5 protein-coding genes are annotated in these 7,343 nt (G+C 66.0%); 3 read left to right on the top strand and 2 right to left on the bottom strand.

Features of this window, described 5'->3' with window-relative positions; genetic code table 11:
• Positions 1 to 346: 346 nt before the first annotated feature.
• A complete protein-coding gene (locus tag Q331_RS0114500) occupies positions 347 to 1,036 on the top strand; it encodes a glutathione S-transferase N-terminal domain-containing protein (protein WP_034492354.1) in 690 nt (229 codons plus the stop codon).
• 70 nt (positions 1,037 to 1,106) lie between these two features.
• The gene (locus Q331_RS0114495; protein WP_245615666.1) at positions 1,107 to 1,862 is read left to right on the top strand and encodes an LssY C-terminal domain-containing protein; all 756 of its coding nucleotides are present in this window, start codon (positions 1,107 to 1,109) and stop codon (positions 1,860 to 1,862) included.
• 183 nt (positions 1,863 to 2,045) lie between these two features.
• Here the strand turns inward: Q331_RS0114495 and Q331_RS0114490 are convergent, their stop codons facing one another.
• Complete coding sequence (locus Q331_RS0114490; RefSeq protein WP_156953369.1) at positions 2,046 to 3,731, bottom strand: AAA family ATPase; 1,686 nt, start codon at positions 3,729 to 3,731, stop codon at positions 2,046 to 2,048.
• Between the two features lie 481 nt (positions 3,732 to 4,212).
• Here Q331_RS0114490 and mtnK point away from each other — a divergent pair, with 481 nt between their 5' ends.
• Positions 4,213 to 5,502: an S-methyl-5-thioribose kinase gene (mtnK, locus tag Q331_RS0114485; RefSeq protein ID WP_026381271.1), complete on the top strand. Its 1,290-nt coding sequence runs from the start codon at positions 4,213 to 4,215 to the stop codon at positions 5,500 to 5,502.
• Between the two features lie 291 nt (positions 5,503 to 5,793).
• Here mtnK and mtnA read toward each other — a convergent pair whose 3' ends face one another.
• A complete protein-coding gene (gene mtnA / locus Q331_RS0114480) occupies positions 5,794 to 6,897 on the bottom strand; it encodes an S-methyl-5-thioribose-1-phosphate isomerase (RefSeq protein WP_026381270.1) in 1,104 nt (367 codons plus the stop codon).
• Positions 6,898 to 7,343 lie beyond the last annotated feature (446 nt).

Here is a 7,343-nt window from a genome sequence, read left to right as displayed (position 1 = left end):
GGGCTCGACCTTGGCATCCAATCCGTTCCGCCCTCGATCTGCCCGAGCCTTGCCGTGACGGTGGCGGGGCGCGCGGCGTAGCCGCGGCGCCGCGCGCGGAGCGGCATGGATGCCAAGGTCGAGCCCTGGCATGACGACAGTCTCTGGTTCAGCGTTCCTTCGAACGCGGCGTCGATTGTCGCCGCGCGCGGGGAGCGGAATGGATGCCAAGGTCAAGCTTTGGCATGACGACAGTCTCAAACGCAGCGTTCAATCGCCCCCGCGGCGGTTCCGGCGCGACCCGCCGGCCGCTTCATTCCGCGCCGAAAAGCCTCTAAAGCTTCCCCGACAAGGCTTGGGAGGCGAGATGCGAAGGCTTTACGATCTGTGCGGGCGCGACGAGGAGCTGCGCTTCAGCCCCTATTGCTGGCGCGCCAAGATGGCGCTCGCCCATAAGGGGCTCGACGTGGAGACCGTGCCGACGCCCTTCCTCGGCGTCGCCGCCATCGAGCCGAACGTGGTGCGCACCGTGCCGGTGCTCGACGACCACGGCGTCAGGGTGCGCGATTCGTTCGACATCGCCCTGCATCTGGAGCACGCCTATCCCGACCGGCCGCGGCTCTTTTCCACCGACGGCGGCCTCGCCGCCGCCCGCTTCATGGAAAGCTGGGCCTTCGCCGCCCTGCACGGGCCGGTGATGCGGCTCATCATCGTCGATATCCACGACCAGCTCGACGACCCCGACCAGGCATATTTCCGCAAAAGCCGCGAGGCGCGGCTCGGCAAGACGCTGGAGGAGGCGCAGGCGGATGCCGGCGCGGCCATCGAGGAGCTGTCGCAGGCGCTGGCGCCGATCCGCCGGACGCTGGAATACCACCATTGGCTCGGCGGAGCGGAGCCGCTCTATGTCGACTTCATCCCCTTCGGCACCTTGATGTGGCTCACCGTCATCCACGGGCATCTGCCGCTGCCGCCGGAGGACCCGGTGGCGAGCTGGTTCTCGCGCTGCCTGGACCTTAATGGCGGGCTCGCCCGCCGCGCCAAGGTCGCCGCCTAAGGGCGGGGCTTCGGGGCCGCGCTGCGGGCGGCTCATGCCATCCGTCTAAGCCTCTCTGCCGGAGGCCCGCTTGCGCCTATACTGGGCGAAACGGGAGAAGGCCGGCATGGGCGCGGAAGGGCGAGAGAGGAAGCGTTTCAGCCGCCTTGCCGGCGCGGCGCTGGCGCTTGCCGCGCTTTATCTCCTCATCGCCTATCTCGTCCTGCCGCATGCCTGGGAGCGCTACGCCAGGAAGCACCCTTCCTTCGACGACGATCCGAGGATCACCAAGACGAAGGACGGGCATCCGGGCGACCCTTTGAACGTGGCGCTCATCGGCACGGAGGGCGAGGTGAAGGGGGCGATGGCAGCGGCGGGCTGGGTGCCGGCCAACCCGCTCGATTTCAGGAGCGACGCTGAAATCGCCGCCGCGACGGTCTTGAGGCGCCCCTATGCGCAGGCGCCGGTGAGCCGGCTTTATCTCTTCGGGCGCCAGGAGGATCTCGCCTTTGAGAAGGCCGCCGGCGACAATCCGCGCCGGCGCAACCATGTGCGCCTCTGGGACACCGGGCGCAAGGCGCCGAACGGGCGGCCGGTCTGGATCGGCGCGGCCTCCTTCGACGAAAGCGTCGGCCTCAGCCGCACGACCGGCCAGGTGACGCACCATATCGCGCCCGATATCGACGCGGAGCGTGACAGGCTGATCTCCGACCTTCAAGCGACCGGCAGGCTCGCGGAGGCCTTCAAGGTGCCGGGCTTTCACACCGTGCTTGAAGGGCGCAACGGCGGCGGCGACCCTTGGTTCACCGACGGGGATTTGGACGTGGCGGTGCTGAAGGGGGGATAGGGGGAGGGTTGTGGGTCCCATGGCGGGCGTTCCTTCACTCATTGCCGGTTCTCGAAAGCTGACATTCCCGCCGTCGGTTCGCGGCTCCCGACGGATTAGCAGTGCTCATTCCGTACTAAGTATTCCAATGTCGGCTATGCGGAACGGAGTTGTCCCGCGATTGAAAGTGGCCTTGAACTGTGGTTACGCGCTACTCTCGGGCCACGCAATGGCCAGGGTCGGCGCGAGGTTCCGCATTTCGCGTCGCATGCTTACGTCGTCTGCCAGCAATTTGCGTACGGCCGCGCAGTAGTCCGAAGCATTCCGAAACTTCAACGTCTTGGCAGCCGCTGCGGCCGCCCCACTTTCGCGCACTTTGTAGCGGACCAGCAGTGCCAAGAGGTCGCGGTTCTCCACGGCCGCCTGGAAAGTCGCGCGCTCGGCGTCCAGCCGTCCTGCCGGCGCGACCGTAATGGCGGGTGGGTCGCCTTCCAGAAGGTTCTTCCACGTTGGCAGCCGGCTCTTCACCTCATTTTGCACCGCCACTTCGATCGCGCGGGCGCAGAGGCGGTCACGCTCCGCAGCAAGTTCGGCGATGGCCGCCGCAACAGCCTCTTGTGTGCGTGTTGTTGGATCGCCGCCCATGAACGCGCACTGGCGCGCAGCAATGGCGGCAACAACGTGCGGATGCAGGTGGAGCGCCTCGACCGCGTTAAGAGCCAAGACGTGCACATTGTCGGCCTGCAACGCTGCGACCGTCGCCTCGTCCCGCTCGTCCCGGTCGATCAGCCCGCGCGCGTCGAGCCAGTGCAGAACGTTGTCACGGAAAGCCCTCGTCGCGGCGATCACGTCGGCCGCGGTTCCCTTGGGCACTACGCTGACATCGGGAAAGAGAACGGCGTAGAGTGCTCGGTCGTGGCTCGTCTGCGTCCCCTCCACGAACAGTACGCGGCGGCGGGCACCCAGCACGTCGCGCCGCAAGTCATCGGGCAGGTCAGTGCCCGATTCCAGCCAATCGAAGTCCCAGGCTTCAACATTCCCGCCGACGATAGCGTGGGCATCCTCCGACTCGACTGCTGGACGGTAATCGCGGGTAAGGAGGACGCGGGCCTCAGGATGGTCGGCTGCTAGGTCGATCTCATGCGTAGAGACGACAAAGGCGCAGTCTGGCCGCTCAGCAAACAAGTCACGCAGGAGCGGAGCCGAAATCGCTCGGTGCAAATGGCGTTCCGGCTCATCGATAAGGACCACTGTGCCAGGCTCGGCGGTGAGCACGGTCGCAGCCAAGAGCAATGCCGCACGCTGGCCGTCTGAGAGGGCAGCGACATCGAAGGGCGGGCCGTCGCCGCGGCGCGCATTCACGGCCCGGATGCCGTCGACCTCTATGGAGATGGGAAGTCGAGCCGAGGAGAGCATCCGGTTTAGCCGTGCGATCGCAGCTTCCTCGGCTCGTAGATCGCTGGCATCAACCCTCTCATCGAAGGCAGCTGTGATCCGCTGCGCCCGTTGTACCTCTGCGTCGACCAAGTCGAAAAGGGCTGCAGAAACGCGCTGTGATTTGTAGCCCAAATCCTCGAAATAGCGCGCTCTGTAGTTGCGTTCCAAGCTGCGAAACCTCTTCTCGGCTTGCTGACGGCTGGCGGCGGTCATACTGATCGCCCCGGTTTCGAAGCCGATCGCACGTTGCGCATCTACCCAACGTATCTTCGGTCCCCCCTCCCGCACCAGTTTGTGCAACAGAGCCGACTTGCCTGTCCCGTTTGCGCCGAGAACGAATACTCGTTCGTCGGGCTGTATCTCGAACGGGACATCGCCCATTTGCGAGCCGCTCTCTCGTCGCAAGAGTATCCGCAGCGCCGGCCGCGGCGTTTCGATCGCGGTGGTCGTCACTCTCTCACTTTGTTTCCTGCTCACCTCACCTCGACCGTTCGTCCGATTGCTCACAAACTCAAGAAAGGTAAGACACCAGTGTTGTAGTGCCAAGCGCACCGAAACTGAGCCCAGAACCCCGTGGGACCCTTTTTGTCTCTTCCGTTGATCGAACAGAAGGCGGCATTCGTTCAGCCTGGCATTCCCCCGAGAGCACTAGAAGCGGACGTTCGTTGCGGTAGGAATGACGACGACGGATTGCTTGCAGGCACTGCCGCGGCAGGCGCCAATATCGGTCCTTCCGCTCGCCGCACCTGCGAGCGAACCGGCAGCTACCTGCCAGCTCCAGCCCTCCCAATCTCGCACGGCGACAGAGAGGCACCCGCGTAGCCCAGCCAGCAGAGGCGCCGCCGCTGAGGCAAAGCGCGTCTTGCCGAACGCGCGTTGAGCCTGTTTTCTTCCCCGCGGCCCGGCCGGCGGCCGGGACAGGGGAGGAGAGCGAATGACGCTGGAGGTTCCGCCCGGCTACCGGGCGCATGACGCGCAGAGCCTGCGCTTCTATCTGGCCGACATTCCCGCCGTCGCGGGCAAGCTCGGCGGGGCGGCGGCGGATTGGGCCATCGAGGAAGTCGGCGACGGCAACCTCAACCTCGTCTTCAAGGTGCGCGGGCCGGATGGGGGCGTGGCGGTGAAGCAGGCGCTGCCTTATCTCAGGCTCGTCGGCGAGGCCTGGCCGCTGCCCCTGGAGCGGGCGCATTTTGAGCATATGGCGCTGTCGCGCGAAGGCCGGTACGCGCCCGGGCTGACGCCGGAAATCTACCATTACGACGAGACGCTGGCGCTCATTGCCATGGAGCTGTTGGAGCCGCACATCATCATGCGGCACGGCATGATCGCCGGCACGGTCTATCCCAAATTCGCGGGCGACCTTTCCACCTTCGCCGCCAATACGCTCTTCTTCACCTCCGACCTTGCCCTCAAGGCGGCGGAGAAGAAGGAGCTCATCGCCGCCTTCGCCGGCAATACGGAGCTTTGCCGGATCACCGAGGAGCTCATCTTCACCGAGCCCTATATGGTGGCGGAGCGCAACCGCTGGACGGCGCCCTATCTCGATCCCTTCGCGGCGGCGATCCGCGAGGACGGCGACCTCAAAGTGGCGATTTCGCGCCTCAAGGTGAAATTCATGGGCTCCGCGGAGGCGATGATCCACGGCGACCTTCATACCGGCTCCGTCATGCTGACGGAGGAGGACACCCGCGTCATCGACCCGGAATTCGCCTTCATGGGGCCGATGGGCTTCGATACCGGCGCCGTGATCGCCAACCTTCTCCTCAACTATTTCTCGCAAGTGGGCCATGAGGAGGCGCCGGGGGCGCGCGATGAATATCGCCGCTGGGTGCTTTCAGCGACGCGCGACTTCTGGAACGGCTTCAGAGAAAAGTTCCTGCGGCTGTGGGAGGAGAACGGCACGGGGGACGCCTATCCGGCGCCGCTTTTCGCCTCGCCGGAGGGCAAATTGCGGCTCGCCGCCGAGCGCGAGGCCTATATGGCGCGGCTCTTCGCCGACACTTTGGGCTTTGCGGCGGCGAAGATGATCCGCCGCATTCTGGGGCTCGCCCACAATATCGACCTTGAGCACATCGCCGATGAGCGCGTGCGGGCCACCGCCGAGGCGCGGGGTTTGACCTTGGCGCGCGACATGATGGTGAATACCGAAGCCTATCCCTCCATCGAGGCGGTGACGGCGCAGGCGGAGCGACTGAACGCCTGGGAGCCGAAGCTCGGGGGATAGGGCGCGGCCTTCCGGCAAGGTGGAGCTTGCTTCAGGGCGGAACGGAATGGATGCCAGGGTCAAGCCCTGGCGTGACGACAGAGGGGAAGGCAGAGCTTGTCGTCGTCGCGGCCGGCCGGTTCCCGACGGTCGCGCCTCTGCCGGCCGGTTCCCGACGGTCGCGCCTCTGCGGCCTCACCGCCCGCCCACGCAGGCACCTCTTCCCAGCGGGGAGAGGAGAAAGTTCGTGGCAACCGGGTTCCCGTTCTCTCAGCCCCGCGGTGCGGCTGGGGAAGAGAAAGGCGCCGGAATCTAAGCCGCCGCCTGGACGCGCTCCGGAAACGCCGCGGCGATGGCCTCGGCGTTGGCGGCGAGGACGCCGCGCTCGGTGATGAGACCGGTGACGAGGCGGGCGGGGGTGACGTCGAAGGCGTAGTTCGCCACCTTGGAGCCGTCCGGAACGAGCTGCACGGTCTCAATGCGCCCGTCCGCCGCGCGGCCGGCGATCATCGCCACCTCCTCGCCGGTGCGCTCCTCAATGGGAATGTCGCGCAGCCCGTCATGAAGGCTGAAATCGATGGTCGGGGAGGGCAGGGCGACATAGAAGGGCACGTTATTGTCGGCGGCGGCGAGCGCCTTGAGGTACGTGCCGATCTTGTTGCAGACATCGCCGGAGGCGGTGGTGCGGTCGGTGCCGGTGATGACCATGTCGACGAGGCCGTGCTGCATCAAATGCCCGCCGGTATTGTCGGCAATGACCGTATGGGGCACGCCGTGATGGCCAAGCTCCCATGCCGTCAGCGAGGCGCCCTGGTTGCGCGGGCGGGTCTCGTCGACCCAGACATGGACGTCGATGCCGGCCTCGTGCGCCATGTAAATGGGCGCCGTCGCCGTCCCCCAATCGACGGTCGCCAGCCAGCCGGCATTGCAATGGGTGAGGATGTTGACCGTCTCGCCGGGCTTTTCGGCGGCGATTTTCTCAATCAGCGGCAGGCCCGAACGGCCGATGCCGCGGTTGATCTCCACATCCTCGTCGGCGATCTCGGCGGCGCGGGCATAGGCTCTGGCGGCGCGCTCGGCCTGCGGCAGGGGCGAGAGGGTGCGCATCATCTCCTCCAGCGCCCATCGGAGGTTGATCGCCGTCGGACGGGTGGCGTGAAGCTTGTCGTAGGCGGAAGAAAGCGCGGCGTCGGAGGCGTCCTCGCCAGCGGCGAGCGCCATGCCGTAGGCGGCGGTGGCGCCGATGAGGGGCGCGCCGCGCACCAGCATCTCCTTAATGGCATGGGCGGCGTCGTCGACGTTCTTTAAAGGCGCGATCTCGAAACGATGCGGCAGCTTCGTCTGATCGATGATTTCCACCGCCCGCCCGTCCGCCGCGAGCCAGATGGTGCGAAAGGCCTTGCCGTCGACCTGCATGTTTCCGATCCTCCCATTCTCGGCGCATGGTCGCGGGCGGGCGATAGCCTGTCAATGAGACGCGGCGGCAGGTGGGAGGGAGTTTGTGGCGCGGGCTTGCGCGCCTTTTGGCGCTGAGCTTGCTGAGGTTTCCCCCTCACCCGGCTGCCTGCGGCAGCCACCCTCTCCCTCCAGGGGAGAGGGTTTCGGAGCGTGCTGCGGGGCGCTTGCCACACTCGGCTCGGTAGCTCGGCTCGGGCGCCCTGGCATGGATGGCCGGGTCAAGCCCACGGCTGTCCGGCTTAATTTTGTGGACTGAGCGCACGGTGTTGATTCTACTCGTGTTCAGACGTTTGGCGCGTCTTCCGGACACGAGGGAGCAACACCGTGCGGCACCACAATAGCGTTTTCCACGACGTCTTGAAGCATGTTCCCTGGGGCGTGTTCGAACGGCTTGTGGACAAGCA

This window comes from Afifella pfennigii DSM 17143, from assembly GCF_000688515.1.
GTDB lineage: Bacteria > Pseudomonadota > Alphaproteobacteria > Rhizobiales > Afifellaceae > Afifella > Afifella pfennigii.
The sequence above is the reverse complement of the archived record's forward strand: the minus strand, read 5'-3'. Positions and strand labels throughout refer to the sequence as shown.

What these genes read in the sequence shown, in the direction of transcription:
- Q331_RS0114500 (WP_034492354.1), top strand. Translation starts at nt 347, where the DNA reads ATGCGAAGGCTTTACGATCTGTGCGGGCGCGACGAGGAGCTGCGCTTC.
- mtnK (WP_026381271.1), top strand. Translation starts at nt 4,213, where the DNA reads ATGACGCTGGAGGTTCCGCCCGGCTACCGGGCGCATGACGCGCAGAGC.
- mtnA (WP_026381270.1), bottom strand. Translation starts at nt 6,897, where the DNA reads ATGCAGGTCGACGGCAAGGCCTTTCGCACCATCTGGCTCGCGGCGGAC.